Origin of the sequence: Klebsiella sp. KP20-425-1 (assembly GCF_025813515.1) — a bacterium.
Taxonomy (GTDB): Bacteria; Pseudomonadota; Gammaproteobacteria; order Enterobacterales; family Enterobacteriaceae; genus Klebsiella; species Klebsiella pneumoniae.
The window spans coordinates 2,858,881-2,885,233 of sequence record NZ_CP109614.1; the positions used below are offsets into that span (position 1 = coordinate 2,858,881).

At 58.2% G+C, this 26,353-nt stretch carries 25 protein-coding genes; 14 read left to right on the top strand and 11 right to left on the bottom strand.

The window, feature by feature from the left end; all coding sequences use genetic code 11:
- Positions 1 to 3: 3 nt before the first annotated feature.
- Together OHJ17_RS14095 and OHJ17_RS14100 are read right to left on the bottom strand one after the other, a co-directional pair.
- Positions 4 to 189 (bottom strand): YnbE family lipoprotein, encoded by a 186-nt coding sequence (locus OHJ17_RS14095; protein ID WP_004140145.1) that lies wholly within the window; start codon positions 187 to 189, stop codon positions 4 to 6.
- Positions 186 to 2,825, bottom strand: coding sequence for a YdbH family protein (locus OHJ17_RS14100; RefSeq protein ID WP_016947234.1), 2,640 nt, complete (start codon positions 2,823 to 2,825; stop codon positions 186 to 188). Before OHJ17_RS14100 ends, OHJ17_RS14095 begins: the two co-directional genes overlap by 4 nt.
- 206 nt (positions 2,826 to 3,031) lie before the next feature.
- Between OHJ17_RS14100 and OHJ17_RS14105 the strand changes: the two genes are divergently transcribed.
- The 3 genes from OHJ17_RS14105 (at position 3,032) to hslJ (ending at position 5,232) form a co-directional block, all read left to right on the top strand.
- Positions 3,032 to 3,532 (top strand): DedA family protein, encoded by a 501-nt coding sequence (locus tag OHJ17_RS14105; RefSeq protein ID WP_002902516.1) that lies wholly within the window; start codon positions 3,032 to 3,034, stop codon positions 3,530 to 3,532.
- Positions 3,533 to 3,679: 147 nt separating this feature from the next.
- Positions 3,680 to 4,669 (top strand): 2-hydroxyacid dehydrogenase, encoded by a 990-nt coding sequence (locus tag OHJ17_RS14110; RefSeq protein WP_002902515.1) that lies wholly within the window; start codon positions 3,680 to 3,682, stop codon positions 4,667 to 4,669.
- 122 nt (positions 4,670 to 4,791) lie between these two features.
- A complete protein-coding gene (gene hslJ / locus OHJ17_RS14115) occupies positions 4,792 to 5,232 on the top strand; it encodes a heat shock protein HslJ (protein ID WP_009309014.1) in 441 nt (146 codons plus the stop codon).
- Between the two features lie 45 nt (positions 5,233 to 5,277).
- Here hslJ and OHJ17_RS14120 read toward each other — a convergent pair whose 3' ends face one another.
- Positions 5,278 to 5,541, bottom strand: coding sequence for a putative hemolysin (locus OHJ17_RS14120; protein ID WP_004140155.1), 264 nt, complete (start codon positions 5,539 to 5,541; stop codon positions 5,278 to 5,280).
- 362 nt (positions 5,542 to 5,903) lie between these two features.
- Here OHJ17_RS14120 and nifJ point away from each other — a divergent pair, with 362 nt between their 5' ends.
- From nifJ to ttcA, 5 genes are all read left to right on the top strand, one after another.
- Positions 5,904 to 9,431 (top strand): pyruvate:ferredoxin (flavodoxin) oxidoreductase, encoded by a 3,528-nt coding sequence (nifJ, locus tag OHJ17_RS14125; RefSeq protein ID WP_032432968.1) that lies wholly within the window; start codon positions 5,904 to 5,906, stop codon positions 9,429 to 9,431.
- Between the two features lie 356 nt (positions 9,432 to 9,787).
- Positions 9,788 to 10,912, top strand: a complete 1,125-nt coding sequence (gene ompK37 / locus OHJ17_RS14130) for a porin OmpK37 (RefSeq protein ID WP_004176397.1) — start codon at positions 9,788 to 9,790, stop codon at positions 10,910 to 10,912.
- Between the two features lie 143 nt (positions 10,913 to 11,055).
- Positions 11,056 to 11,268 carry a KTSC domain-containing protein gene (locus tag OHJ17_RS14135; RefSeq protein WP_002902432.1) on the top strand — a complete coding sequence of 71 codons (213 nt, stop codon included), beginning with the start codon at positions 11,056 to 11,058 and terminating at the stop codon, positions 11,266 to 11,268.
- 81 nt (positions 11,269 to 11,349) lie between these two features.
- The gene (gene uspF, locus OHJ17_RS14140; RefSeq protein ID WP_004140161.1) at positions 11,350 to 11,784 is read left to right on the top strand and encodes a universal stress protein UspF; all 435 of its coding nucleotides are present in this window, start codon (positions 11,350 to 11,352) and stop codon (positions 11,782 to 11,784) included.
- A 233-nt stretch (positions 11,785 to 12,017) separates the two neighbouring features.
- On the top strand, positions 12,018 to 12,953 hold the full coding sequence (gene ttcA, locus OHJ17_RS14145) for a tRNA 2-thiocytidine(32) synthetase TtcA (protein WP_002902422.1): 936 nt from the start codon (positions 12,018 to 12,020) through the stop codon (positions 12,951 to 12,953).
- Between the two features lie 45 nt (positions 12,954 to 12,998).
- On the opposite strand, the gene dbpA is transcribed toward ttcA, so the two are convergent.
- From dbpA to zntB, 3 genes are all read right to left on the bottom strand, one after another.
- Positions 12,999 to 14,372: an ATP-dependent RNA helicase DbpA gene (gene dbpA, locus OHJ17_RS14150; protein WP_004151591.1), complete on the bottom strand. Its 1,374-nt coding sequence runs from the start codon at positions 14,370 to 14,372 to the stop codon at positions 12,999 to 13,001.
- A gap of 14 nt (positions 14,373 to 14,386) precedes the next feature.
- Positions 14,387 to 14,563 (bottom strand): proline-rich small protein YnaL, encoded by a 177-nt coding sequence (locus OHJ17_RS26410; RefSeq protein WP_303632692.1) that lies wholly within the window; start codon positions 14,561 to 14,563, stop codon positions 14,387 to 14,389.
- A 334-nt stretch (positions 14,564 to 14,897) separates the two neighbouring features.
- Entirely contained in the window at positions 14,898 to 15,881 is a 984-nt protein-coding gene (gene zntB, locus OHJ17_RS14155; RefSeq protein WP_004148192.1) for a zinc transporter ZntB, read from the bottom strand.
- 279 nt (positions 15,882 to 16,160) lie between these two features.
- Here zntB and OHJ17_RS14160 point away from each other — a divergent pair, with 279 nt between their 5' ends.
- The 3 genes from OHJ17_RS14160 to OHJ17_RS14170 all read left to right on the top strand — a co-directional run bounded on the left by OHJ17_RS14160 (position 16,161) and on the right by OHJ17_RS14170 (position 18,416).
- Entirely contained in the window at positions 16,161 to 16,904 is a 744-nt protein-coding gene (locus OHJ17_RS14160; RefSeq protein WP_004213984.1) for a DeoR/GlpR family DNA-binding transcription regulator, read from the top strand.
- The gene (locus tag OHJ17_RS14165) at positions 16,867 to 17,985 is read left to right on the top strand and encodes an oxidoreductase (RefSeq protein ID WP_045326772.1); all 1,119 of its coding nucleotides are present in this window, start codon (positions 16,867 to 16,869) and stop codon (positions 17,983 to 17,985) included. The genes OHJ17_RS14160 and OHJ17_RS14165 overlap by 38 nt, the downstream gene beginning before the upstream one ends.
- Positions 17,986 to 18,221: 236 nt before the next feature.
- The gene (locus OHJ17_RS14170) at positions 18,222 to 18,416 is read left to right on the top strand and encodes a hypothetical protein (RefSeq protein WP_004176404.1); all 195 of its coding nucleotides are present in this window, start codon (positions 18,222 to 18,224) and stop codon (positions 18,414 to 18,416) included.
- Between the two features lie 112 nt (positions 18,417 to 18,528).
- Here the strand turns inward: OHJ17_RS14170 and OHJ17_RS14175 are convergent, their stop codons facing one another.
- A complete protein-coding gene (locus tag OHJ17_RS14175; protein WP_002902411.1) occupies positions 18,529 to 19,275 on the bottom strand; it encodes a hypothetical protein in 747 nt (248 codons plus the stop codon).
- A gap of 250 nt (positions 19,276 to 19,525) precedes the next feature.
- Entirely contained in the window at positions 19,526 to 20,905 is a 1,380-nt protein-coding gene (locus OHJ17_RS14180; RefSeq protein WP_002902408.1) for an amino acid permease, read from the bottom strand.
- Between the two features lie 334 nt (positions 20,906 to 21,239).
- Between OHJ17_RS14180 and OHJ17_RS14185 the strand changes: the two genes are divergently transcribed.
- From OHJ17_RS14185 to OHJ17_RS14195, 3 genes are all read left to right on the top strand, one after another.
- A complete protein-coding gene (locus OHJ17_RS14185) occupies positions 21,240 to 21,719 on the top strand; it encodes an Lrp/AsnC family transcriptional regulator (RefSeq protein WP_002902405.1) in 480 nt (159 codons plus the stop codon).
- A 251-nt stretch (positions 21,720 to 21,970) separates the two neighbouring features.
- Positions 21,971 to 22,585, top strand: a complete 615-nt coding sequence (locus OHJ17_RS14190) for a YitT family protein (RefSeq protein WP_032432669.1) — start codon at positions 21,971 to 21,973, stop codon at positions 22,583 to 22,585.
- Between the two features lie 38 nt (positions 22,586 to 22,623).
- Complete coding sequence (locus tag OHJ17_RS14195) at positions 22,624 to 23,823, top strand: amino acid aminotransferase (RefSeq protein WP_002902399.1); 1,200 nt, start codon at positions 22,624 to 22,626, stop codon at positions 23,821 to 23,823.
- Between the two features lie 28 nt (positions 23,824 to 23,851).
- Here the strand turns inward: OHJ17_RS14195 and OHJ17_RS14200 are convergent, their stop codons facing one another.
- From OHJ17_RS14200 to OHJ17_RS14210, 3 genes are read right to left on the bottom strand one after another with little or no spacing between them, the layout of a single operon-like run.
- Positions 23,852 to 24,520: a methionine ABC transporter permease gene (locus OHJ17_RS14200; RefSeq protein WP_021469281.1), complete on the bottom strand. Its 669-nt coding sequence runs from the start codon at positions 24,518 to 24,520 to the stop codon at positions 23,852 to 23,854.
- Positions 24,513 to 25,526 (bottom strand): methionine ABC transporter ATP-binding protein, encoded by a 1,014-nt coding sequence (locus OHJ17_RS14205; RefSeq protein WP_032432966.1) that lies wholly within the window; start codon positions 25,524 to 25,526, stop codon positions 24,513 to 24,515. Before OHJ17_RS14205 ends, OHJ17_RS14200 begins: the two co-directional genes overlap by 8 nt.
- 8 nt (positions 25,527 to 25,534) lie before the next feature.
- Positions 25,535 to 26,341, bottom strand: a complete 807-nt coding sequence (locus tag OHJ17_RS14210; RefSeq protein WP_002902393.1) for a MetQ/NlpA family ABC transporter substrate-binding protein — start codon at positions 26,339 to 26,341, stop codon at positions 25,535 to 25,537.
- Positions 26,342 to 26,353: the final 12 nt, after the last annotated feature.

Here is a 26,353-nt window from a genome sequence, read left to right on the forward strand (position 1 = left end):
GCCTCAGAACAAATCGCTGCGGGATTTGAGCAGGTTTTCCACATCCTTATCGACCTTGATATGGATCTCATGCTCAATTTTGACATTCATATTGATGGTGATGGGCTCTTTCGACGCCGCGATTTCGATGCGCGGCGTACAGCCGGCGAGCAGCATCGACGCCACCATGGCCAGTAACAGCTTCTTCATTTAGGTTCCTTACATGTCTTACCGTCCGTACAGCGCCGTACGGGCAGCGTAGCATTCTGCTCGAGCCACGCCTGCAAATTGTCGCCGAAGCGCAAACTGCGCCACAGGTCGAAAATATTCTCTTCATGAGCGTAGTTTAAATGCACGGTACTGCTTTTCCCGTCCACCCGGCTGGTGCCGTTGATGCTGGCCTTAAGCGTCAACACGCCCAGATTATTGAGGTTAATCTGCGTCCACGAGCGGGAGATTTCCATATAGCGCAGCCAGTTAATCGCCGCCCCGGCGGAGACGTTATCCGCCACCAGCGCATCGGCGGTGTCTTTATCCAGCCGCAGGGTCATCGGTCCGTCATTGCGCAGCCAGCCGTCGTGGATGATCCATTGATTATTCTCCAGCCACAGCGGCAGCGCGCCGCTCACCGCGCCGGACATGGCGAACTGTTTCACCTTGACGGCGCTGGTCAGTTCGCTGCTGGAGATATGCTGCAGGCGGATCAACGCCGGGTCGCGCTGCGGCATACGCAGCTGCAGCAACGTCAGTTTCCCGCCTAACAGATCGACGCTGACGTCGCTGAGCTGCAGCGGATTGGCCTCGCTCCACGGCCAGGTGCCCTGCAGGTCCGCCGTCAGATTACGCGCGGTGACCTGGTTGACGATTTCGCCAATGCGCAGGGAGACCGGGCGGCGGATGCCCAGCTGCCAGTGACCGTCGCTGAAGCGGAACGGCAGGACGAAGTCGACGCCGTTGATCTGGTTATCCGGCATCCAGGCGCTGCCGCCCTTCAGGACGCCATGGCCGCCCGCCTCAAATCCCTGCCCGGCTGCCGCCGAGAAGGCCACCTGCGCGTAGAGACTGCCTTCGCGCAGGTTCATCTTCCAGTCCGGCGGCACCAGCGGCTGGAACACCGTTAGCGACTGTTTTGGCCACCACGCCTGGCCGCGCAGCCGTTCGCCATCCCAGCGCCCGGACAGACGCACCGGACCGATAGCCTCGGCATGCAGGGCGCCGGTGAACTGGAACCACGTCGGGTCCCGACCGTCGAGAGCGAATTTCAGCGTTGAGGCCGGGAGATAGCTGCCGCCGGAGAAGGTGGTTTTGGCGGCGTCCAGCGACAGCGCGCCGGTCAACCGCGGATGCTCAGCATCGCGCAGCCAGCGGATCGGCTGCTCGAGGGTCAGACGCGGGGTGCTGACCCGCATTGTGCCGTACTCAAGCTTATCGAAGCCGGTGGAAAGGCTGCTCAGGGTAATAGCATTGTCGCGCCATTCCCCGCTGCCCTTCACATCCCAGCGCGCCTGCATCGGGGTAAAATGTCCCTCGCCCCAGTAGCGCCACTGCCAGCGGCCGCTGTCGGGCAGAAAATCGCTCGCCTGACCGTCCAGATGCAGCGTAAAGTCGCCCATCTGCTGCTCATGGGCGCGAAGGATCGCCTGCAGGCGGCCATCGACGCCCTGCTGGGTGACCTTCACCCCGGCCAGCGGCCAGCGGATTTCGTCAATATTCAGCGCGTCGATCACCCGCCCGCGCGAGCGCAGCAACGCACCGGGGTGAAAAGCCAGCTGCGGGCTGATCAGCGGCCCGCTGAGCTGAGCCGGCAGCGCCGCGTATAGTATCATCTCCCCCAGCTTGGCCTCGCCGGTGAGCCGCAGCGGCAGATCGCTGTTATCCATGCTCAGCTTGCCCGGACCAATATTCAGTACCGCATTGCCCTTCCCGGCATGCCCCTCGGTGAGAACATTCAGGCGACCGCTGACGATCATCTGTTCGGTGCCCTGCTGCCAGTTACCCACCGACAGCGCCACCCGCCCGCGCAGCGGATACGCCTCGTAACGGGTGCGCCAACGGCCGTCGCTGATGGTGATCCGCTCCGGGGTGATCTCCCACGGCAGGTCCAGAATAGGCTCTACCTCACCCCGCGGGGTGACCAGCAGCTGGCCGCGATTGTGCTGCCACTCGAGCTCAGCATCGATCCATTCCGCAGTCTGCGGGAATTCGAAGGTGCCCTGCATCTGGCCGTCGACCGGCAGACCATCCGGCACCAGCGGCAGATGGAAGGTCCCCACCAACTTCACCGGCGGCTGATCGTCAGTCAGCCGGGCGCTGAACTGGCTGACGGTGAGCGCCTGGCCGCGCAGGCGCGCCTGCAGACTCAGTTCCTTCCCGGCAAAGCCGATATCCTGCTGCGCAGGCGTTAATGACATTACCAGCCGCCCCTGCCATTTCTCCCACGGCGAGAGCCGCAGATTGTCAATGGTTAACCAGCTATAGGGCAACATCGATTGCCATTCGGCAAGCGTGCGCGGTGAACCGGGAGAGGGATCGCTGGCCGGCAGTTTGCTCAGGCAGGCGCTGTTGATCTCCAGCTGGCCAATATGCAGCCGCCAGCGGCTGGGACGCGAGAGACGGGCATCGGTCACCCGGGCGATTTCACAGTCGCCCACCAGATAACGCAGATCGGGGATCAGCAGGGCCGACCGCGTCAGGCGCGGGCTCTCCTGCAAAGAGATACGCGTGCCCACGGGCAGCCAGATGCCCGCCAGCGTCGGCACCCAGTGGGTTAGCGTCAACAGCAGGGTTAGCGGCAATAACACCAGAACTAACACCAGCGCGATGGCGGCTTTATATTTACCCTTCATGGGCAGTTAATATCCTGATTCAACATAAGTAAAAGCCGAAAGGCGTCCATTGTGACACGTTCGACCAGTGAGTGAAAGTTTACGGCCTGTTAAAGCATAGTTGCCAGCCGGACTCGCGGCGCGACGTTCGGCCATTATCATTTAACTGTTGTTTAAGTCGCCCCTGCCACACTCCAGCCAGACGGGAATAGCTTGCGGGAGAGGCGGTGTCGTTAATTATCTCGCTCATAGAGAGCGCACAGGACCACTATCCATGGGTATTGCTGATTGTTTTTCTGCTTACCTTCACTAAATCCTGCGCATTGGTCTCGCTGGCAATCCCCGGCACCTCCGGCCTGCTGCTGCTGGGAACATTCGCTTCCGCCAGCCTCGGACATTTCCTGTTAATGTGGTCCAGCGCCAGCCTCGGCGCCATCGGCGGATTCTGGCTATCGTGGCGGCTGGGCATTCGCTACCGTCATCGCCTCACCCATCTACGCTGGCTGACCGCCGAGCGTCTGGCCCGCAGCCGCCTCTTCTTTCAGCGCTATGGCCCGTGGGCTATCTTTTTCAGCCGCTTTCTCTCTCCCCTGAGGGCTACGCTGCCCTTCGTTAGCGGCGCCAGCAGTCTGCCGCTGTGGTCGTTTCAGCTGGCTAACGTCAGCTCCGGTCTGCTGTGGCCGCTTCTGCTGCTCGCCCCCGGCGCTTTCAGCCTCAGTTTGTGGTGAAAAAACTTTGTCTTTCAAAGAGATTCCGCAAGTCCGCGATATGCTCTAGAATTAGGATTAGCACCCTCTCATTAAACTATTTTTTAATAATTGTACGATTATTTTAAATATGCTACCGTGACGGTATAATCACTGGAGAAAAGTCTTATGAAAATCGCGGTTTATAGTACGAAGCAGTACGATAAAAAGTACCTGCAGCACGTTAATGATGCATACGGCTTTGAACTGGAATTCTTCGATTTCCTGCTGACAGCGAAGACTGCCAAAACCGCCAACGGTTGCGAAGCGGTATGTATCTTCGTCAATGACGACGGCAGCCGCCCGGTGCTGGAAGAGCTGAAGGCCCACGGGGTGAAATATATCGCCCTGCGCTGCGCCGGGTTTAACAACGTCGACCTTGAGGCGGCAAAGGAGCTTGGCCTGCGCGTCGTGCGCGTTCCAGCTTACTCTCCGGAAGCGGTCGCTGAGCATGCGATCGGTATGATGATGTCGCTCAACCGCCGCATCCACCGCGCTTACCAGCGTACCCGCGATGCCAATTTCTCCCTCGAAGGCCTCACCGGCTTCACCATGTACGGCAAAACCGCCGGGGTGATCGGCACCGGGAAAATTGGCGTAGCGATGTTGCGGATCCTCAAAGGCTTCGGCATGCGCCTGCTGGCGTTCGACCCGTACCCAAGCGCCGCCGCGCTGGAGCTGGGGGTGGAATATGTTGACCTCGCCACGCTGTACAAGGAATCGGACGTGATCTCCCTGCACTGTCCGCTGACCGACGAAAACTACCACCTGCTCAATCGCGAAGCCTTCGATCAGATGAAAGACGGGGTGATGGTGATCAACACCAGCCGCGGCGCCCTGATCGACTCTCAGGCGGCCATCGACGCCCTGAAGCACCAGAAAATTGGCGCGCTGGGGCTGGACGTTTATGAGAACGAACGCGATCTGTTCTTTGAAGACAAATCCAACGACGTGATCCAGGACGATGTCTTCCGCCGCCTCTCCGCCTGCCATAACGTGCTGTTTACCGGCCACCAGGCGTTCCTCACCGCCGAGGCGCTGATCAGCATTTCGGAGACCACTCTGGGTAACCTGCAGCAGGTCGCCAACGGCGAAACCTGTCCGAACGCCATCGTCTAATGCCTTTCCCTTTTGTGCTCCTCTCCCGGGGGGAGCACATTCAGATAATCCCCACAGATCCCCGCTGCGATACCGTTACACTGGCTTGGTTTTATTAGTTATGTGAATGTCTTGGAGTGAAAATGAACAAATTTGCGGCGCTTCTGGCGGCAGGTATGCTGCTGTCCGGCTGTGTCTATAACAGTAAGGTGTCCACCGGTGCGGAACAGCTGCAGCATCATCGTTTCGTGCTGACCAGCGTCAACGGCCAGGCGGTCAACGCCAGCGACCGGCCGCTGGAGCTCAGCTTCGGTGAGAAGATGGCTATTACGGGCAAGATGTATGTATCCGGCAATATGTGCAACGGCTTTAGCGGGGAAGGTAAAGTGTCGGACGGCGAGCTGAAGGTCAAATCGCTGGCGATGACCCGGATGCTGTGCCACGACGCCCAGCTCAATACCCTGGATGCGACGATCGGCAAGATGCTGCGCGAGGGTGCGCAGGTCGATCTGACGGAAAACCAGTTGACGCTGGCGACCGCCGACCAGACGCTGGTCTATAAGCTCGCCGACCTGATGCACTAGCCGGCGTTGAGGTGCCGCTGACGCTGCCCCGCGACGGGGCCGCTGTTAGTAGCCGCAGCTGCCGCCCGCCAGCGCCTGCTCGCTGCAGCGTTTGCCGTTCGGCAGCGCGCACATGCCAATCGCCGAACCATCGAGCTGACGAGCCACCGATAACGAGCCGCCTATCATGGCGCAGTTGGCCTGACCGGCGTCGCTCATCGCCGCCCGCATTCCCGGCGTGACGTGCGCCGCCGTGGCCTGCTGAACGGGTTCACTACTGCACGCGGACAGCAACAGCGCCGCACATCCTACTAACATCGCAGCTCGCATTCTCTCTCCCCTCGGAAACGTCTTAAAAAAGCAAACCCCAGAATAATAGGCAGCGTGGCGGGCGGCGTCGAGAGGGGAAGTACGTATTTATGCGCCTCATTAACATTTTCTAGCAAATTTTCGCCGAAAGCTTGATCTGCCTCGGCCATGTCGCCCGACGCAGGTGGTTCCTCTCCCGGCAGGCAGCCATTTTCTCCGCGAACCACGCAAAATATTGATCTGGTCACGGGTACCCGGCGCATTGAGGACACAAATGCAAAAATGGCGGGGTCAGCGGTTTGCTAAACTACCCCTTATATAATTACAGGGCGCGTCGCGGTTTCACGCGTCCATTCTTTTGCGCAATGTAAGGGTGTCTTCATATGATTACGATTGATGGTAATGGCGCGGTCGCTTCCGTCGCGTTTCGCACCAGTGAAGTTATCGCCATCTACCCGATCACGCCCAGTTCAACGATGGCGGAACAGGCTGACGCCTGGGCCGGCAATGGGCTGAAAAACGTCTGGGGCGATGTTCCCCGCGTGGTCGAAATGCAGTCGGAGGCGGGCGCCATTGGCGCCGTACATGGCGCGCTGCAGACCGGCGCCCTCTCCACCTCCTTTACCTCATCGCAGGGCCTGCTGCTGATGATCCCTACGCTGTACAAACTGGCCGGCCAGCTGATGCCGTTTGTGCTGCACGTCGCCGCCCGCACTGTCGCTACCCATGCGTTGTCGATCTTCGGCGACCATTCCGATGTCATGGCCGTCCGCCAGACCGGGTGCGCCATGCTGTGCGCCAGCAGCGTTCAGGAAGCGCAGGATTTCGCGCTAATCTCGCATATCGCCACCCTGCAAAGCCGGGTGCCGTTTATTCATTTCTTTGATGGTTTCCGTACTTCGCACGAAATCAACAAAATCGCCCCGCTGGCGGATGACACTATTCGCGCCCTGCTGCCGCAGGATAAGATCTCTGAGCATCGCCAGCGCGCGCTCAACCCGGAACACCCGGTGATCCGCGGAACCTCGGCCAACCCCGACACTTACTTCCAGTCCCGGGAAGCTACCAATCCGTGGTACGACGCGGTGTATGACCATGTCGAGAAAGCGATGGACGATTTCGCTGCCGCCACCGGCCGTCAGTACAAACCGTTTGAGTTTTACGGCCACCCGCAGGCAGAGCGCGTGATCGTCATTATGGGCTCGGCCATCGGCACCTGCGAAGAGGTGGTCGATGAGTTGCTGAGTCGCGGCGAGAAAGTCGGCGTGCTAAAAGTCCGCCTCTATCGCCCGTTCTCCGCCGCCCACCTGCTGGCGGCGCTGCCGGAGAGCGCCCGCGCGGTTGCCGTACTGGATCGCACCAAAGAACCCGGCGCGCTTGCCGAACCGCTTTACCTCGACGTGATGACCGCCCTGGCGGAAGCCTTTAACCGCGGCGAGCGCGAGACGCTACCGCGCACTATCGGCGGCCGCTACGGTCTCTCCTCCAAGGAGTTTGGTCCGGAATGCGTGCTGGCGATATTCAGTGAACTGCAGGCCGCCCAGCCGAAGCCGCGCTTTACCGTCGGGATCTATGATGACGTGACCAACCTGTCACTGCCGCTGGGCGAAAATACCCTGCCGGCAGAGGCCAAGCTCGAGGCCCTGTTCTACGGCCTCGGCAGCGACGGCAGCGTGTCAGCCACCAAAAACAACATCAAAATCATCGGCAACTCGACCCCATGGTTCTCCCAGGGCTATTTTGTCTATGACTCGAAGAAAGCGGGCGGCCTCACCGTCTCGCATCTGCGGGTCAGCGAAAAACCGATTCGTTCATCGTATCTGATTTCGCAGGCTGATTTCGTCGGCTGCCACCAGCTGCAGTTTATCGATAAATACCAGATGGCCGAGCGGCTGAAGCCCGGCGGCATTTTCCTGCTCAACACGCCGTACAGCGCCGTTGAGGTCTGGTCCCGCCTGCCCCAGGAAGTCCAGGCCACCCTGAATCAGAAAAAAGCGCGTTTTTACGTGGTCAACGCGGCAAAGATCGCCCGCGAATGCAGCCTCGGGGCGCGCATTAATACCGTGATGCAGATGGCCTTTTTCCATTTAACCCAGATCCTGCCGGGTGATAGCGCGCTGGCGGAACTGCAGGCAGCCATCGCCAAAAGCTACAGCAGCAAAGGTCAGGAGCTGGTGGAGCGCAACTGGCAGGCGCTGGCCCTGGCCCGTGAATCACTGGCGGAAGTACCGCTCCAGCCGGTGAACGCCAGCAGTCCGAACCGCCCGCCGGTGGTCTCCGACGCCGCGCCGGATTTCGTCAAAACGGTCACCGCCGCGATGCTGGCCGGCCTCGGCGATGCGCTGCCGGTCTCCGCTCTGCCGCCGGACGGCACCTGGCCCATGGGCACCACCCGCTGGGAGAAACGCAACATCGCCGAAGAGATCCCCATCTGGAAGGAAGCGCTGTGTACTCAGTGCAACCACTGCGTCGCCGCCTGCCCGCACTCGGCGATCCGCGCCAAAGTGGTCGCCCCGGAAGAGATGGAGAACGCCCCTGCCAGCCTGCATTCGCTGGATGTGAAATCCCGCGATATGCGCGGGCAGAAATACGTTCTGCAGGTCGCCCCGGAAGACTGCACCGGCTGCAACCTGTGCGTCGAAGTGTGCCCGGCAAAAGACCGCCAGAACCCGGAGATCAAGGCCATCAATATGATGTCCCGCCTGGAGCATGTGGAAGAGGAGAAGGTCAATTACGAGTACTTCCTCAACCTGCCGGAAATCGACCGCAGCAAACTTGAGCGCATTGATATTCGCACCTCGCAGCTGATCAGCCCGCTGTTTGAATACTCCGGCGCCTGCTCGGGCTGTGGCGAAACGCCGTATATCAAACTGCTGACCCAGCTCTACGGCGACCGAATGCTGATTGCCAACGCCACCGGCTGCTCCTCCATTTACGGCGGCAACCTGCCCTCGACACCGTACACTACCGACGCCAACGGCCGCGGCCCGGCGTGGGCCAACTCGCTGTTTGAGGATAACGCCGAATTCGGGCTCGGCTTCCGCTTGACCGTCGACCAGCATCGCCAGCGCGTGATGCGCCTGCTGAGCGAATTCGCCGACAAACTGCCGGTAGAGCTGAACGCGGCGCTGCACGCCGAGGCGACGCCGGAAGTTCGCCGCGAACAGGTGGCGGCCCTTCGTCAGGCGCTGGCCGGCGTGGCGGGAGCTGAAGAGCTGCTGACCGATGCCGACGCGCTGGTGGAGAAATCCGTCTGGCTGATCGGCGGCGACGGCTGGGCTTACGATATCGGCTTCGGCGGCCTGGACCATGTACTGAGCCTGACGGAAAACGTCAATATTCTGGTGCTGGACACCCAGTGTTACTCCAACACCGGCGGGCAGGCGTCAAAAGCCACCCCGCTGGGAGCAGTGACTAAGTTTGGCGAGCACGGCAAACGCAAGGCGCGTAAAGATCTGGGCGTCAGCATGATGATGTACGGTCATGTTTATGTGGCGCAAATTTCGCTGGGCGCGCAGCTGAACCAGACGGTAAAAGCGATTCAGGAAGCGGAAGCCTATCCGGGGCCATCGCTGATCATCGCCTATAGCCCTTGCGAAGAGCATGGCTACGATCTGGCGCTCAGCCACGACCAGATGCGTCAGCTGACCGCCACCGGCTTCTGGCCGCTCTACCGCTTCGACCCGCGTCGGGCAGATGAAGGCAAGATCCCGCTGGCGCTAGATTCCCGTCCGCCATCAGACGCGCTGGCCGAGACGCTGCTTAATGAGCAACGTTTCCGCCGCCTGAACGCCCAGCAGCCTGAAGTGGCGGAGCAGCTATGGAAAGACGCCGCCGCCGATCTGCAGAAGCGCTATGACTTTCTCGCCCAGCTGGCTGGCAAAGCGGAGAAATCGCCAAGCGAAGGTTAACCGCCCCGTCACCTTTGTCCATAAAAAAAGCCCGAACACAACGTTCGGGCTTGTCGTTTTACCGATAAACAACATCATTCCGCAGAATGAGACGGCAACAATAAATTATTGGCATGACAATAAAGGCATATAACGCGCAAATAATACGTGATTAGCCCGGGCATGTATAATTTTTATTTTGTATATTATCTATAAATGCATTCAGCATAACTATCACCATTTCATTGGTATTATTTATTTTAGATTTTACTTATATCGTAACAATTGAGTCTTACCGGATCTCAGACCGCTCCTTTAGCATGAGTTCACTTCCCACCCGGAAGTTAAAACATAAAAACAGTTAAAGGAATTTCTTCATGAAAAGAAAAGTACTGGCCCTCGTTATTCCGGCTTTATTAGCCGCCGGTGCCGCGCATGCGGCGGAAATTTATAATAAAGACGGGAATAAATTAGATCTCTATGGCAAGGTAGATGGTCTGCATTATTTCTCCAGCGACTCGAAAAAAGACGGCGATCAAACTTATTTACGTTTTGGCTTTAAAGGCGAAACCCAGATCAACGATATGCTTACCGGCTATGGCCAGTGGGAATATAACGTTCAGGCCAACAACACCGAGACCTCCAGCGATCAGGCGTGGACCCGTCTGGCATTCGCCGGTATCAAAGTGGGCGATTACGGCTCCTTCGACTACGGTCGTAACTACGGCGTGCTGTACGACGTTGAAGGCTGGACCGATATGCTGCCGGAGTTCGGCGGCGACTCCTACACCTATGCGGATAACTTTATGGCAGGCCGCGCCAACGGCGTCGCAACCTACCGTAACAGCGATTTCTTCGGTCTGGTGGAGGGTCTGAACTTCGCCCTGCAGTATCAGGGTAAAAACGAAGGCCAGAACGCGCAGGATATCAACGTCGGCACCAATAACCGCAGCAGCGACAGCGATGTTCGCTTCGACAATGGCGATGGTTTCGGCCTCTCTACTTCCTACGACTTCGGCATGGGCATCAGCGCGGCGGCAGCTTACACCTCGTCTGACCGTACTAACGATCAGATGACCCAGACCAACGCGCGCGGCGATAAAGCGGAAGCCTGGACCGCCGGCCTGAAGTACGACGCCAACGATATCTACCTGGCGACCATGTACTCTGAAACCCGCAATATGACCCCGTACGGCAATGACGGCGTGGCCAATAAAACACAAAACTTCGAAGTCACCGCGCAGTATCAGTTCGACTTCGGCCTGCGTCCGGCCATCTCCTACCTGCAGTCCAAAGGCAAAGATCTGTACAATAACGGCCGCTATGCCGATAAAGATCTGGTCAAATATATGGACGTTGGCGCGACCTATTACTTCAACCGTAATATGTCCACCTATGTTGATTACAAAATCAACCTGCTGGATGGTAACGACAAATTCTACGAAGACAACGGTATCTCTACCGATAACATCGTCGCCCTGGGCCTGGTTTACCAGTTCTGATGCGCCTGCCCGCCGGTTCCGGCGGGCTTTCCCCCACCCGCCTCGCTGCAGATAAAACAAAACGCTATATCTCGCGGACTAAAATAGCCGTCCGTTTAATGATATAGTCATGGCCAGTCAGTGCTTGCCCGAGGACGTCCATCATGCACCACCATCCGGTTAAATCTTCCCGAATTATCTCCGTCGCCTACGATGACGCCTCCGCCACACTGGAAATCTATTTCTATCACCAGCCGCCATTACAATATACCGGGGTCCCACCGCGTATTTTTCATGATTTTTTACAGGTGGTGTCAAAAGGCCGGTATTATGATGGGGTGATCAAAGGAAAATTTCCCGAACGCAAGCTACGTTAATGTCAAAGTGTGACTGCGGTCATGATACAAAACGTGCCCTAATACCGTACAATATGAAGGGATACTTAAACAGGAGGTTTTATGAGCAGAATGATTCTTGTCCCTATCGATATCTCTGATAAAGAATTTACTGAACGCATTATCAGTCACGTTGAATCGGAAGCGCGGATTGACGACGCCGAGGTGCATTTCCTCACCGTGATCCCTTCTCTGCCCTATTATGCCTCACTGGGAATGGCCTATACCGCTGAGCTTCCCGGCATGGATGAGCTGCGTGAGGGTTCTGAAACGCAATTGAAAGAGATCGCGAAGCAGTTCTCCATCCCGGAAGACCGGATGCATTTTCACGTCGCGGAAGGATCGCCAAAAGATAAAATCCTTGCGCTGGCCAAGTCGCTGCCAGCCGACCTGGTGATCATCGCTTCGCACCGACCGGATATCACAACTTATCTGCTGGGCTCCAACGCCGCCGCGGTGGTTCGTCACGCCGAGTGCTCGGTACTGGTGGTCCGCTAACGCCGCAGCCCGCCGCCCGGCGGGCTTTTTATTTCCGCATCAGCCGCCCCCGCCTGGCTGCTCGCTGCCGAAAGTGCCGGAAAGATGCTGACATTCCGCCCCTGAATCCGTACCATACACGCCACGGTTGCCTGTCAAACCTCAATAATTGCTACGCGCCAGCGCCACGTTGTTCAGCGGCTGGCAGAATGCGTGCTCTTCTGATGCCACACTATGAATTGAGCCACTATTACATGCTGCAAAACCAAGAAATCAGTAAAAAAGAAAAGTACAACATCGATAAGCTGCAGAAACGTCTGCGCCGCAACGTCGGTGAGGCGATTGCCGACTTCAATATGATTGAAGAGGGCGACCGCATTATGGTTTGTCTTTCAGGCGGCAAGGACAGCTATACCATGCTGGAGATCCTGCGCAATCTGCAGAAAAGCGCGCCCATCTCCTTCTCGCTGGTGGCGGTGAACCTCGATCAGAAGCAGCCAGGGTTCCCGGAGCATATTCTGCCGGCGTATCTGGAGCAGCTGGGGGTTGAATACAAGATTGTCGAAGAGAACACCTACGGCATCGTCAAAGAGAAGATCCCGGAAGGAAAAACCACCTGCTCGCTGTGCTCTCGCCTGCGTCGCGGCATCCTCTATCGTACCGCCACCGAGCTCGGGGCGACCAAGATCGCCCTCGGCCATCATCGCGACGATATCCTGCAGACGCTGTTTTTGAATATGTTCTACGGCGGCAAAATGAAAGGGATGCCGCCGAAGCTGATGAGCGACGACGGCAAACACATCGTCATCCGCCCGCTGGCCTACTGCCGCGAAAAGGACATCGAGCGCTTCTCCCAGGCCAAAGGCTTCCCGATTATTCCGTGCAACCTGTGCGGTTCGCAGCCAAACCTGCAGCGCCAGGTGATCGCCGATATGCTCCGCGACTGGGATAAGCGTTATCCTGGGCGCATTGAAACCATGTTCAGCGCGATGCAGAACGTGGTGCCTTCGCACCTGAGCGACGTCAATCTGTTTGATTTTAAAGGTATCACCCACGGCTCAGAGGTGGTGGATGGTGGCGATCTGGCGTTTGACCGGGAAGATATTCCCCTGCAGCCCGCCGGCTGGCAGCCGGAAGAAGAAGACGCCCGTCTCGATGAGCTGCGTCTGAACGTGGTGGAAGTGAAATAACCCTCACGCGTCTCAGGCAGCCGCCTGAGACGCACTCTCCTGCCCTTACTTCAGCAGTCGTACGCGGCAGGATTTACCTTTGATCTTGCCATTTTGTAACTGCTTATACGCCTTCTGCGCCATATTCTGGCGGATCGCCACATAGACGTGGGCCGGGTGGACGGTAATTTTGCCGATATCGGCACCATCAAAGCCCATATCCCCGGTCAGGGCTCCCAGCACATCTCCCGGGCGCATTTTCGCCTTTTTCCCGCCGTCGATACACAGCGTCGCCATCTCCGCCGTCAGCGGCGCGATGGTGTTGCCCGTCGGCGCCGGCAGCCAGTTCAGGGAAAGCTGCAGCATGTCGGCCAGAATAGTGGCGCGCTGCGCCTCTTCCGGCGCACAGAAGCTGATGGCCAGCCCTTGTTCACCGGCGCGGGCGGTACGGCCGATGCGGTGAACATGCACCTCCGGATCCCAGGCCAGCTCGAAATTCACCACCAGCGCCAGGGATTTGATGTCCAGACCGCGGGCAGCGACGTCGGTCGCCACCAGAACCCGGACGCTGCCGTTAGCGAAGCGCACCAGCGTCTGATCGCGATCGCGCTGCTCAAGGTCACCATGCAGCGACAAGGCGCTCTGCCCGGCGGCGTTGAGCGCATCGCAGACCGCCTGGCAATCGCGTTTGGTATTGCAGAACACCACGCAGGATGCGGGCTGATGCTGGCTGAGCAGGCGCTGCAGCAGGGCAATCTTACCGTGGCGGGAAACTTCAAAGAACTGCTGCTCAATCGCCGGGAGCGCATCGACAGTGTCGATCTCAATTGTCTGCGGATTGCGCTGCACCCGGCCGCTGATCGCCGCGATTGCCGCCGGCCAGGTAGCAGAGAACAGCAGCGTCTGCCGGTCAGCCGGTGCGAAGCGGATCACCTCATCAATGGCATCGCTAAAGCCCATATCGAGCATGCGGTCCGCTTCGTCCATCACCAGGGTCTGCAGCGCGTCAAGGGAGACCGTTCCCTTCTGCAGATGATCGAGCAGACGGCCCGGGGTGGCGACGATAATATGCGGGGCATGCTGCAGGGAATCTCGCTGGGCGCCAAAGGGCTGCCCGCCGCAGAGCATCAGAATCTTGATGTTCGGCAGGCAGCGCGCCAGGCGGCGCAGCTCGCCGGCGACCTGATCGGCCAGCTCGCGGGTCGGGCACAACACCAGCGACTGGGTCTCGAAGCGCGCCGGATCGATATGCTGCAGCAGACCCAGCCCAAATGCGGCCGTTTTTCCGCTGCCGGTTTTTGCCTGCACGCGCACATCTTTCCCCGCGAGGATCGCCGGCAGGGCGGCGGCCTGAACCGGGGTCATCGACAGATAACCCAGCTCGTTAAGGTTGGCTAATTGGGCGGCAGGTAAAACAGTCAGGGTAGAAAAAGCGGTCACAATGTATTCTCGTATTAAAAGGCAGACAATCTGCAGGCGCGTATCCTCGCAGATCTCCGCGCCTGATGCGACAATTTAATCGGCTCTTCGTCAGGCGGCGGATCGGGCTGGGGCTGCGGACGCGGTCGTGGATCGGGTAAAGGAGCCGGATCGTTCGGCTCGGGCGAGATAGGGATAGACTGGGCTGTCAGCTCTGAAGCGTAATACATAGAGGCCTCCCGGAGAGTGATACGGGCGTACCCGCAGGCGTCAACGGCCAGAAACCGTCGGGTGTCTTAGTAAGGGTAGAAGCTGGTCCGGAGAGCGCAAAAAAAAAGCCGACTCAACAAAGCCGGCGTCGTACGAATCAATTGTGCTATGCAGTAATTCAAAAAAGGAAGTAAGACAATATGGAGCGCAACGCCCATCGCTTGACGTTGCATTCACCTGCGAGAGAGATATTGCCCTGAATGGGTAGATGGTTTATTGATTTCGCTCAAACATTGCCGGGTTTTCCCGGCACTACAGCCGCTAAAAGGCGATTCTTTACAGCCATTTACTGCGATGTAACCACCACGCAACACCACCGATGACAACGACTAACATCAAGCAGAAAAGGCTAAACCCCAGATGCCAGCTGTTGCCAGGGATCCCGCCGAGGTTGACGCCGAACAGGCCGGTTAAAAAGGTGCTGGGTAGAAACACCATCGCCATCAATGACATGGTATAGGTCCGCCGCGCCAGCGACTCCTGCATAATCTGGGCGATCTCGTCGCTCATGATCGCCGTCCGCGCGATACAGCTGTCGATCTCATCCAGACCGCGCCCCAGCCGCTCGGCAATATCCTGCATTCGCCGCCGCTGATCGTCACTCATCCACGGCAGCCGCTCGCTGGCCAGCCGGGCATAAACGTCGCGCTGCGGCGCCATATAGCGGCGCATCACAATCAGCTGCTTACGCAGCAGCGCGAGAAATCCGCGCGGCGGCACCTGCTGATCGAGCAGGTCGTCTTCCAGGTCGATAATGCGATCGTGCAGTTGTTCGATAAACTCGCTGGCATGATCGGTCAACGCATCGCATACCTCCACCAGCCAGCTGCCGCCGTCCGTCGGGCCATTACCTTCCTTCAGGTCGCCCAGCACATCGTCCAGCGCCAGCACTTTGCGCTGACGAGTGGAGACGATCAGCCGCTCATCCATATACAGGCGCATCGCCACCAGCTGGTCGGGCCGCTCATCGGTACTGCCGTTGATACAGCGCAGGGTGATCAGCGCCCCGTCGCCGATCCGCGTCACCCGCGGCCGGGTGCTCTCTCCCGCCAGGGCATCGCGTACGTTATTGGGCAGCAACGGGGTGGCCGCCAGCCAGTCGGCGCTGTCGCTATGGGTATAGTTGAGATGCAGCCAGCAAGGCTTGTCTTTGTCGATAATATCGTCATCGGCGAGCGGCTTAACGCCCCCCTGCCCGTCGAGCACCCACGCGAAGATCGCGTCCGGTATCTGCAACTCCGAGCCTTTAATCGCGTCCACTCAACCTCCGTTAATCCATATCTGCTAAATTACGCGCCTTCTCTATAAGGTACGCGAAAGCGCGCATTCTTGCTTTTAATGACCCGGAAATACAGGCCTAGTCGCTTCATTGAAAAGCGCTTTCGCCCCCGGTCGCGGCGCTCCCCTCATTTAACGTTAAAACTTAGTGAAATCAAGTTCTTCACGATTCAACACATACAGAGCGACGTTTTGCCGTTTATTTTGCAACTTCTTGCTGTATTATGCTGTTTATTGCGTTAATTTGCGGAGTCAATGGGCATGCATAAGCTCGCCAGGCAAAAACATATTCTCGACAGGCTTAGCGAAACCGGTCAGCTGAGCATTAGCGAACTGGTTGCAGAGCTGCAGGTGTCGGCCGATACTATTCGCCGCGATCTGAGCGACCTGGAACAACAGGGCGTGCTGCAGAAAAGCCACGGCGGGGCCATCGCCCTTAACGTCCCGGCCATGACGCGCCAGGGCAGAAACGCTCTTCTCACCCAGACCAAGCAGCGCCTGGGTCAGCAGGTCGCCGCGCGCATTCCCTCTGGCTCGACGCTGTTTCTCGACGCTGGAAGCACGCTGTTGGCGGTGGCAGCCCAGCTGAAAGGGCCGTTGACCGTGATCACGGCATCTCTGGATATCGCTCAGCTGTTCAGCGACCGTGCCGATATCCAGCTGATCCTGCTTGGCGGCCAGTGGGATAGTAAACAACGGCTGTTCGCCGGCAGCGCCACCCTGGCGCTGGTCACCCGCTACCGGGCCGATATCGCCATTCTCGGCGCCTGCGCGCTCCATGCCGGGCTGGGGCTGAGCGCCAGCCAGGAAGCTGATGCCGACGTTAAACGCGCCATGCTGGCCGCCAGCGCCGAGCACTGGCTGGTGGCGGACCATACCAAACTCAACCGCTGCGAACCGTGGCGGGTGGCCGGGCTCAGCGACATTCACCATCTTTTTCTTGATCGTCCCTGGGCTGAGCTGGGGGATGACCCCGCCCTCTCTGTACATATTGCTGACGCTTAACAACGTGGAGAACCTGATGAGTAACAACACGATAAATATCGCCCTGATTGGCTACGGATTCGTCGGTAAGACCTTCCACGCGCCGCTTATCCGTTCGGTGCCGGGGCTGAACCTGGCGTTCGTCGCTTCCCGCGATGAAGAGAAGGTCAAACGCGACCTGCCGGACGTCACGGTGATCGCCTCCCCGGAAGCTGCGGTCCAGCATCCGGACGTTGACCTGGTGGTCATCGCCTCCCCTAACGCCACGCACGCCCCGCTGGCCCGCCTGGCGCTGAACGCCGGCAAACATGTGGTGGTGGATAAGCCCTTTACCCTCGATATGCAGGAGGCCCGGGAGCTGATCGCCCTGGCGGAGGAGAAACAGCGTCTGCTTTCCGTCTTCCATAACCGCCGCTGGGACAGCGACTATCTCGGGATCCGTCAGGTGATTGAGCAAGGCACCCTCGGCGCGGTGAAACACTTCGAGTCGCATTTCGACCGCTTCCGCCCGGAAGTCCGCGTCCGCTGGCGCGAGCAGAACGTCCCGGGCAGCGGCTTGTGGTTTGACCTGGGGCCGCACCTGATCGACCAGGCGCTGCAGCTATTTGGTTTGCCGCAGTCGGTGCAAGGTAACATAGCCACCCTGCGCGACGGGGCGGAGATCAACGACTGGGCGCATGTGGTATTAAACTACCCGGCGCATAAAGTGATTCTGCACTCCAGCATGCTGGTCGCGGGCGGCTCGTCGCGCTTCACCGTGCACGGCGATAAAGGTAGCGTTATCAAAGCGCGGGCCGACCAACAGGAGAGCCAGCTGCTGGCGGGCGTGGTACCGGGCAGCGCCGGCTGGGGCCAGGATGACGACCCGCTGGTTATCTATGATGCCTCGCTGCAGGCCCACGCGCAGGCTACCCCGCAGGGGGATCAGCGCCAGTACTATATGCTGATCCGCGATGCGCTGAAGGGCCAGATCGCCAATCCGGTGCCGCCGGTGGAAGCGCTGGCGGTGATGGCCGTTCTGGAAGCGGCGGTGCGCTCTGCTGAAAGTGGTATGGTGCAGACCCTGGACCTGTCCGACGACGAGCGCAACACGCTGCGCTAATCCGCCCTCTTCTCCGGTTACCTGCGCGGCCCGCAGGTAACCGCTACTTTTGCGCCACCTTAGAAAAAATCACTATCTATCCGCAGATTAACATTGCTTTATCCTGCTCCATGGCGCAAAGCACCGCTGGAAATTTCAGCCAATTGGGAGGAGGATAGAATGCAGATCGATCGTAATGAAAAAGAGGTTGCTGACGCTGTGGACGCGGCAACCGTACTACCGGACAGGAGAAGCGCATGTATTACACGTTAGGAGATACCACTCTCCATTTTTATCGCTATCAGTGCAAATTTTACGTCGCCCACTGGGAAGGGGGTAACGTGATGAGCGAAAAATTTAAATCGTTTATCGAACAGATCACTGAGAAGACCGGGCTGGATGCGAAACGCGTTGAGACCGCCGCGCGCGATTATTTTACTAACGTGGATTAACAGGCAGTGCTGTTCGTAAGAGACAAGCTGGTACGGTAGCCGCGCAGGCTAACCCCACCTTTCACCGCCAGGACGCCTCGCGCCGCCTGGCGGCTTCTCTATTCTGCCAGCATTAAACGGTAGTCAGTTTTGCCAGAATGGCGGCGAAGGCGTCATTAACCTTATCGCCGGCGAGCAGTTTTTTACGCAACGTGAAGCTTCTGCCGCTGGAACGGATCAGCAGCCGGACTTTCGCATCATTATTGCTGCGTTCAACTACGGCAACATCCCGCAAGGGAATAACGTAGGTATCGGCATAAAGCCCCGGCGTAAATATCATCGACTCGCCGCTCACGCCAATCACCACCCGATTTTGCAGACGATAGCCATTGCACAGCGCAACAATACCGGCGGCAATAAATACTCCGCCTATCCCCATGCCAATCATTAAAATAATGATCCCGGCGATGAGCGCCAGCGCCCCTTGGGGATAAAAGCCTGAGGCATTAAAGGTTAATAGCTGCTGGTTATCAGCCTCGCCCACTGCCGTGGTTGATCGCCAGGGCGTAAATCCGGCGTTAATCCGCGTTTGCAAGCTGAACAGACTACCCACCAGAAAGATCACGCTGGCGGGCACCATCACGATGCCGCCAACAAACGCCAGGACGATGGCCAGATAAGGGTAGCGGCCTGACAGCATTATGCTGATCGCCTGAACCACCACGGCAATAAACAGGGCCAGCACCAGCCAGGACCATACGCCGTCCGCCCGACTATGGAAGTTCAGCTGTCCTTCATCAAGTAATAAATTTCGCGCGACAAAACAGATAATAATATTGACGAACAGGCCTATCCAGGCCAGCTTGTGCACATGCTTCATACCCTACTCCATTATGGTTTTTACTATTCCATTTCCAGGCATTATTAAATACAGTCTCAATGCCGGCTGGATAGTAGCAAAGCGGTACGCAAGATCAATAAAAAGCGCGCGGTCTCCTCACATTCTAATTTATATTCAGCGTGATATTGTTAATTATCATTTATCGTAATTATATAAACCATCCTATATATTGGCGCTATATATTTTCAGCGCAATAATATCGCCCTGCCGCCAGGCAGGGCGTCGCAGATTAACGCTCCTCAAGCGCCGCCACCGGCGCCGGCGCGCTTTTCCTGCGCAGCAGATAGCCTGCAGCAAGGATCAGCAGCCATACCGGGATCAGGCAGACGGAGATGCGGATGTCCGGGGTCAGATACATCACCCCGAGGATCGCGGCGAGAAACAGCAGACACAGCCAGTTTGTCAGGGGATAGGCGAAACTCTGGAAAGCCGTTACCTTCCCCGCCCGCTGCATGGCGCGGCGGAACTTAAGATGAGTGATGCAGATCATCGCCCAGTTGATGACCAGGGCGGCCACCACCAGGGCCATCAGCAGGGCAAAGGCTTTCCCGGGCATCACATAGTTAATCACCACGCAAAGCGCCGTGGCGACGGCGGATACCGCCAGGGCGGTCAATGGGATCCCGCGGTGGTTCACCCGCAGCAGCGCACGCGGGGCGTTGCCCTGCTGAGCCAGGCCGAACAGCATCCGGCTGTTGCAGTAGACGCAGCTGTTGTAGACCGACAGCGCGGCGGTGAGCACCACCAGATTGAGGGCGTTGGCCACAATATTGCTGTCAATGGCGTGAAAGATCAGCACAAAGGGGCTTCCCCCTTCCACGACGTTCCGCCACGGGTAGAGTGACAGCAGGACCGCCAGCGACCCCACGTAAAACAGCAGAATACGGTAGATCACCTGGTTGGTGGCTTTGGGAATGGTTTTATGCGGTTCGTCGGCTTCCGCCGCGGTGATCCCCACCAGCTCAAGCCCGCCGAAGGAGAACATGATCACCGCCATGGCCATCACCAAGCCCGTGATGCCGTTAGGGAAAAATCCCCCGTCCTGCCACAGGTTGGCCACCGTCGCCGCCGGGCCGCCGTGACCGCTAAATAACAGATAGCAGCCAAAGGCGATCATGCTGATGATGGCGGCCACTTTGACAATCGAGAACCAGAACTCCAGCTCGCCATACACTTTGACGTGCGTCAGGTTGATGGCGTTGATCGCCACGAAGAAGATCGCCGCCGACAGCCAGGTGGGTACCTCCGGCCACCAGTACTGAATATAGATCCCCACCGCCGTCAGCTCCGCCATGCTTACCAGCACGTACAACACCCAGTAATTCCAGCCGGACATAAACCCGGCGAAGGGCCCCCAGTAGCGGTTGGCGAAATGGCTGAACGACCCCGCCACCGGCTCCTCTACCACCATTTCGCCAAGCTGACGCATGATAAAGAAAGCGATAACCCCGGCGATGGCGTACCCCAGCAGGACCGACGGGCCTGCCATACGGATCGTTTGCGCGATACCTAAAAACAGTCCGGTGCCGACCGCCCCCCCGAGGGCGATCAACTGGATGTGGCGGTTTTTTAACCCGCGTTTTAACTGATGCTCTTGCTGCGTTGTCATCTCTGACCTGCCCCTGTCTGTAAAAAGTCACGTTCGCCGGTAGCAACTTTCAGGCCAGCGGAGCGCCTTGCAGCGTCAGACAAAAATTAATTAATTGAAATATATTCAAATATTCTTTTTAAATCAGTTCCGGTAGCTGGTCATGTCGGCGCCGACCTGGCGCATCACACGCGAAAACTGGCCAGATAACGCACAGATCATGAGAAAAAGAGCGGATTAATGCATGAACCTGACCCGTTTTGGTGCATCCGGTTTGCCGCCGTCCGCTCAGGCTTCACGCCAGGCAAAAAACTGTTAGGCTGGTAGCCACTTTTACGTTCCGCTAGTGGCCACTATGTACAACATCGACGACTATGATCTGAAAATACTTACCCTGCTGCAGGCCAATGGCCGTTTAACCAATCAGGAGCTGAGCGAGCTTATCGGCCTGTCCGCTTCCCAGTGTTCGCGCCGCCGTATCGCCCTTGAACAGGCACAGCTTATCCTCGGCTACCATGCGCGTCTGGCGCCGGATGCCGCCGGGCAGGAGATGCTTGGCCTGATTGAGGTGCGTCTGCTGAATCACACCCCGCAATGCGTGGAGAGCTTTCATCAGATGCTCAGTGAAGTGGACGCCATTCTGGACGCCTGGAAAACCACCGGCGACGCCGATTATCTGCTGCGGGTAACGGTCCCGGACCTGCCCGGTCTGAGCCATTTGATCAGCCATATTCTGGCGCAAAACAAAGGGGTGGCCCATCTGAAAACCGCCGTCGTGCTCAACCGCCTTAAAGAGAACGGCCAGCTGATGCCGGGCACGACCCCGCTGCGCTGAACCGGGGCACAGTGCCCTGCGCTGGTGCAGACGCGGGGCCAGACAATGCGCGACAAGCGGCAAGTTCGCACAATTCACGCATTCGGAAACCATAAAACGCACGCCCCGTGCAATTTTCTCTTCCTGTCAGAACAACAGGTTAGGCTAAACCACGGGTATTTTTTCCGCAAACGCTCGCCAGGGCACGCTCCTCTGGTGCGATTTTTGCAAACAAGAGCTTATCCTTGTTAACGAAAAGATAGTGCTTATTTATGGATAATATCCTTTCCCCTGAAAAACTGACCCACACCTGGCTGGAGGATACCCTGGCGCTGCTGTTCGGCACGCTGATGATCTCCTTTGGCATTATTTTATTTCGCCAGGCTGGCGCCCTGACCGGCGGGACGGCGGGCATGGCCTTTCTGATCCACTATGCCACCCACCTGCCGTTTGGCGTGGTCTTCTTCGTCATTAACCTGCCATTCTACTGGCTCTCTGTCCGGCGGATGGGCGCCGCCTTCACGCTGAAAACCTTCTGCGCGGTCGGACTGGTGTCCCTGTTCTCTGACCTGCACGGTTACTTTATCCATGTCGATCGCCTGAATCCCTATTACGCCACCCTCTTCGGCAACATCATGGTCGGCATCGGCTTTGTGGTGCTGTTTCGCCATAAAGCGAGCCTCGGCGGCGTTAATATTCTGGCCCTCTATCTGCAGGACAAAAGCGGCATCCGCGCCGGTAAATTCCAGATGGTGGTTGACGCCTGCATCGTCACCGCCTCGCTGTGGGTGGTTAGCCTGCCGATGCTGCTGGTCTCTGTCCTCGGCGCCGTGATTTTGAATTCGATTATCGCCATGAACCACCGTCCCGGACGCTACGCGGTGTAATGGCTTCACCTTTGACGGTCATTTCAGGAGTAACCACTGTGTTTCAGAACGTTGACGCCTATGCGGGCGATCCTATCCTGTCGCTGATGGAAGCCTTTCAACAGGATCCCCGGGCAGACAAAGTTAACCTCAGCATCGGGCTGTACTATAACGAGCAGGCCATTATTCCCCAGCTGGAGGCGGTCCGTCAGGCCGCTGACCGGCTGCAGAGTCAGCAGCAAAAGGCCAGCCTTTATCTGCCGATGGAGGGGCTGGCGCCCTATCGCCGCGCGGTCCAGACCCTGCAGTTTGGCGACAATCATCCGGCGTTGCGTGCCGGACGCATCGCCACCATCCAGACACTGGGGGGCTCCGGCGCGCTAAAGGTGGGCGCTGATTTCCTCAAGCGCTACTTCCCCGACTCCGCGGTCTGGGTCAGCGATCCAACCTGGGAGAACCACGTTGCCATCTTTGCCGGCGCCGGCTTTGAGGTACATACCTATCCCTGGTTCGACAGCGCCACCCGCGGGGTGAACTTCCCCGCTATGCTCGCCGCCCTCCAGCAGCTGCCGCCGCGCAGCATTGTGCTGCTTCACCCTTGCTGCCATAACCCGACGGGGGCCGATCTCACCCGCGAGCAGTGGGATCGCGTGATTGAGGTGCTGATCGGCAGGGAGCTGATCCCATTCCTTGATATCGCCTACCAGGGCTTCGGCCGCGGACTGGACGAGGATGCCTATGCCATTCGCGCCATCGCCAGCGCCGGGCTGACGGCGCTGGTCAGCAACTCGTTTTCCAAGATATTTTCGCTGTATGGCGAGCGGGTTGGCGGCCTGTCAGTGGTCTGTGACAATGCCGATATCGCCGGGCGCGTGCTGGGCCAGCTGAAAGCCACCGTGCGGCGCAACTACTCCAGCCCGCCGGGGTTTGGCGCCCAGGTGGTGTCGCAGGTGCTCAACGATCCCGAGCTGAATGCCCTGTGGCAGGAAGAAGTGGAGGCCATGCGCACCCGCATCAGCGCCATGCGCGTCGCGCTGGTGAAGGCCCTGCAGGCAGCCCTGCCGGCGGGGGATTTTTCCTATCTGCTGACCCAGCGCGGCATGTTCAGTTACACCGGCTTTAGCGCCGATCAGGTAGACGTTCTGCGTCAAGAGCATGGCATCTATCTGATCGCCAGCGGTCGGGTCTGCGTGGCCGGGCTCAACCACGGCAATATTGCGCGGGTAGCCAGCGCCTTCGCCGCGGTCTGCGCACGCTAGCCGGGTCAACCCCGGCGCGGTAGAGCGATTAATCGCGACGCAGCCGGCGAGCCAGGCGGGTCCCCAGCGTCTGAATAAGCTGGACAATAACAATCAGCACCAGGGCGGTGGTGAGGGTGGCAAAGGCGTCGAAACGCTGATAGCCGTAGGTGATCGCCAGGTCGCCAATTCCGCCGCCGCCCACCGTTCCTGCCATGGCGGTCGCACCAAGCAGGCCGATGGTCGCCGTGGTAAGGGCCAGAATCAGCGATGCCGCCGCCTCCGGCAGCATAAAGTGCCAGACCGTCTGCAGGGGGGTCGCGCCCATAGCATCCGCGGCTTCGAGGATCCCCTCATCCACCTCCAGCAGTGAGCTCTCCACCAGCCGGGCAATGTAGGGGGCGACAAAAACGATCAGCGGCACGATGGCCCCCGCGGTGCCGATAGTGGTGCCCACCAGCAGTCGGGTAAAGGGCAGGATCACAATCAGCAAAATGATAAACGGCAGCGAACGCAGCACGTTAATCAGCGGATTCAGCGCCTGATGCACCACCGGGTTGGCCACGATGCCGCCGGGACGGCAAACCACCAGCACAATCCCTAACGGTACGCCGATCAGCGCGCCAAAGCCCAGCGAGACGGCGACCATAATCAGGGTGTCATGCAGCGCCAGCAGAAACTGCTCACCGGTGATGGCGGTATCAATAAGATCAAACATGGGTGATTTGCACTCCTGCATCGACCAGATGGGTGATGGCGCGGTCGGTTTCGTCAGGCTCGCCGAGGAGCTGCACAATCATAAATCCCAGAATCCGGCCCTGAACTTCAGACATGCTGGCAAACAGGATATTCACCTCGACAGCATACTCGCGGATCAGGTGGTTAATAATCGGCTGCTGCGCCGTCGCGCCGACAAATTCGAGGCGTAAAGCCCGGGCGCCGTTATCGCGCTGCAGGAACGACGCCACCCGCTGCGGCAGGCGGTCGTGCACCACCGACTGCACGAAACTGGCAGTGACCGGATGCTGCGGCTGAGCAAAGAGATCAAAAACCGCCCCCTGTTCAACGATACGGCCCGCCTGCATCACCGCCACCTTGTGACAGATTTTCTGGATCACCGACATCTCATGGGTGATCAGTACGATGGTGATGCCATACCGACGATTAATCTCCTGCAAAAGCAGTAAGATCTGCACCGTAGTGTGGGGGTCGAGCGCCGAGGTGGCTTCATCGCATAGAAGGACCGACGGGTTGGTGGCCAGCGCCCGGGCAATACCGACCCGCTGCTTTTGTCCGCCCGACAGCTCATTAGGGTAGCTGTGGATTTTGTCGCTCAGATCGACGAACGCCAGCAGTTCCGCCACCCGCGCCTGGATAAAGGCCTTGTCGCGCCTCTGTAAAATAAGCGGGATGGCGATGTTATGAAAAACGGTTTTCGAATTCAGCAGATTAAAATTCTGAAAGATCATGCCGATATCTTTTTTGATGGCCTGCAGGCGCTGGCCGCTGCAGTCCTGTAGCGGCTCGCCGTTTAACAGTACCTCGCCCTCGCCAGGTGTTTCCAGACGATTAATCAGCCGTAATAAGGTGCTTTTTCCTGCCCCGCTGTAGCCAATAATGCCAAAAATATCGCCTCGCTCAATGCTGAGATTAATATCCTGCAAGGCCAGAACCGGATGTCCTTTCCTGGAAAAGCTTTTACTGACGTGGCGAAATTCTATCATCGCGTTATTCATTTTAAATAGTCAGGCAGCAGGTAACCATCATACTGCGGATGGCTGAGAATATATTTTTTGAACTCGGCCGAGTGGTAGCCATCGATAATATCTTTGGCAAACTGCGCCTTCTGATTTTTACCGGCGACGGTCACGACATTAATAAAATGGCTGGTGGCTGCTTCCAGCTTTAATGCCGAGGTCAGGGACATACCGCTGGAGACGGCAAAATTGCCCTGAATCAGGCCATAGTCGACGTCCGGCAGAGCGCGAACCTGCTGGGCATTATCCATCTCTTTTAGGACAATTTTGTAAGGATTATCTACGATGTTACGCTGCGAAAAAGTGGCCGGATCGCTGTCTGGTTTAATTTTCACCCAGCCAAGGCTCTCCAGCACCAGTACCGCGCGATATTCATTTGACGGCTGGTTTGGTACCGACACGACGGTGCCCGCCGCCGGGGTCCCCAGGGTGGTCAGTTTCCCACCATACAGCCCCATCGGCGGCGTGGGGACCTGCACAATGCCCACGTTATCGATCCCCAGCCGCTCATTAATTGCTTTCAGATATACCGGATGCTGCATAATATTCGCTTCGATATCGCCGCGGGCTACCGCGTCATTCACCTGAATACCGTCGCTGAAATCCTTATATTCGATTTTATACCCTTTACTCAATAAATAGGGCGCGACGCCTTTCTCAAATTGTTCTTTATACGGCCCGGGGTTAAAGCCGACGCGGATAAGATGAGCGTCGGCGGCGGCATAAAAAGAGGTGGCCGACAACAGGGCGAGAGCGATCCCGCGCGCAACTGACTTGTTCATAAGGTATTTTCC